The organism is Bathymodiolus platifrons methanotrophic gill symbiont (assembly GCF_002189065.1).
Taxonomy (GTDB): domain Bacteria; phylum Pseudomonadota; class Gammaproteobacteria; order Methylococcales; family Methylomonadaceae; genus Methyloprofundus.
The window spans coordinates 1-2,192 of sequence record NZ_BDMN01000444.1; the positions used below are offsets into that span (position 1 = coordinate 1).

Genomic DNA, 2,192 nt, shown 5'->3' on the forward strand with positions numbered 1-2,192 from the left:
TGATTTCCCTAGCTCTGCAACAGGCAGTGTTATTCCTCATGGGTTTTATGACCTCAAACGAAACACAGGATATATCACGCTTGGAACGAGTCATGATACCAGTGAATTTGCCTGTGATAGCTTATTTCAATGGTGGGTAAACGAGGGTATTATTCATTATCCTAAAGCAAAATCATTGTTGATCCTTTGCGATGGTGGAGGGAGTAACAGCTCACGGCACTACATTTTTAAAGAAGATTTACAAAAGACTGCGAATGCACTTGGATTGGAAATTAGGATTGCCCACTATCCTCCTTATACCTCCAAGTATAATCCCATTGAACATCGTTTTTTTCCTCATGTGACTCGTGCTTGTGAAGGTGTTGTATTTGACTCGGTTGAAACAGTTAAAACATTGATTTCTAGAACATCAACGTCAAAAGGACTAACAACAATTGTTCACATACTCGACAAAATATACGAGACAGGACGAAAATATGCCGCTGACTTCAAAGAAATAATGCCGATTGTATTTGATACACATTTACCAAAATGGAATTACCGTGCAATTCCTCAAGAATAATTAATATCGGGAAGTTGTTTCGTGCTTATTCCTTAGCGATTGCAAGCAACGGATTTCGCGTTTAATTCATTCCTTCAATAAGCACATTCCTGTTGCTTTTCCTAATAAAGGTTTGCCTGTCCTATCTCAAAAAGCAAAAGCTAATCGTTTTTATACGACTATTTTCAGGAGCATAATGGAGTGGTATTACTTTAATAAAATTGATTGGAGAGCCCAAGAAATGCTCTTTGCAATCAAAGGTATTCCAAAGTTATTTGAATATTATACGATATTAAAAGTGCGTGCATACTTGAGTTTAATTTGTGATTTAAATGCTAAGCTTCAGGAGAATTCAAGTAGTATTTTACAAGCATATTATCAAGAAATTTTGGTTGAACTATATTATGAACCTGATTATTGGATGGTCGGACATAAGAATGCATTCGATCAAAAATACCTGAATACGGAAATAAGAACTTTTGAACAAACATCAAGTGGAAAAGTATTTAAAGCATCAAACCATGAAAACCGAAGAAGAGCGCCTGATATTGTGATTGAATTAACACCGCCATCTGGAGAAAGTATTTTATTGGTTTTAGATGCTAAGTACTCAAAAATGGAAACAGCTTATAAAGAACGATTACCTGAGTGTGCAATGAAGTATGTTCATGGCATACATGGCGTCAATGGCACATCTCCCGTTAAGGCTATGATACTAATAAGTCCTACACAAGCTACAAAGGCTTCTTTAGCTGATATGCACGTATCACCTTATGGTTTGTTTGATGATAAAACGGTTACTCCTGTATTGGGAGTGCAAGGTGTACAGTTAAATGATCAGCATATAGAAAACAATGATTTTACTTTACGGCATACACTCGAGAATTTGTTAGATTTAATGGTTTAAAGGTAAAAATCAAGAAATAACCTAAGTTGAAAAAAAGAATTTATAAGGCTCTTAGTTTAGGTTAATAAGGGTTTCTTGGCCGAGCGTAAGGATTCGTACATAATAGGTAAAGGGGTTTGAAGTCCAACGGTACGAAAAGTCCAGCTAGTCTCTAGGTTGAGTTTTCTTTACTGATTTAATGGGGTTAATTAATTAAAAGGCCGATAAGTTTCATGAACACCCTATAATCCTTGATACTAAAGACCCTCAGAAGAATTATTGTTTTCAAACTCAGCAAGCAGGATCTTCATAATATATTGAATATAAATAAATTCTTTGTTGTCGTAAAATTCATTATTTTCAATAAACCAGATAAATTTCTACCTGTTGGTCTTTGCTCCCTTTTTACCGTCGTTGATACCCTTTATGTATCTTTTCCTGACTGATCTTCTGAAAGGCTAAGTCCGCTAGTGCTTGGGTTTCAAACCAGTCTTTTTTAACCGTTCCTGGGCTGGCAATACGGCCCCATTCACGGACTAATGACCAATCATCAAACAGCGTGGGCACGACAAACATCTGATAGAAACGGTGTTTGTTCTCTGCATCCTGGTGGTACTCTAAATAGATTCGGTTCATAGCTCGTAACCACCTTAAGATTTCATGACTTACTGAATAATCCTGATTATTCTTTTTGTCCTAATAGCTGCCTCAAACGCTGTCAGCCCCGGACGGGATGATAGTCTCCAGAAGGCGCAGGGAAATTTG

3 protein-coding genes are annotated in these 2,192 nt (G+C 36.9%); 2 read left to right on the top strand and 1 reads right to left on the bottom strand.

Going from position 1 to position 2,192, the window contains the following annotated elements:
* Positions 1–562, top strand: a 562-nt coding sequence (locus tag CDZ78_RS19080) for an ISAzo13 family transposase (RefSeq protein ID WP_140414225.1), incomplete at its 5' end; no start/stop codon positions are given.
* A gap of 175 nt (positions 563–737) precedes the next feature.
* Positions 738–1,448: a nuclease domain-containing protein gene (locus CDZ78_RS19085; RefSeq protein ID WP_087871388.1), complete on the top strand. Its 711-nt coding sequence runs from the start codon at positions 738–740 to the stop codon at positions 1,446–1,448.
* Between the two features lie 384 nt (positions 1,449–1,832).
* On the opposite strand, the gene CDZ78_RS19090 is transcribed toward CDZ78_RS19085, so the two are convergent.
* Positions 1,833–2,063 carry a WGR domain-containing protein gene (locus tag CDZ78_RS19090; RefSeq protein WP_087871389.1) on the bottom strand — a complete coding sequence of 77 codons (231 nt, stop codon included), beginning with the start codon at positions 2,061–2,063 and terminating at the stop codon, positions 1,833–1,835.
* Positions 2,064–2,192: the final 129 nt, after the last annotated feature.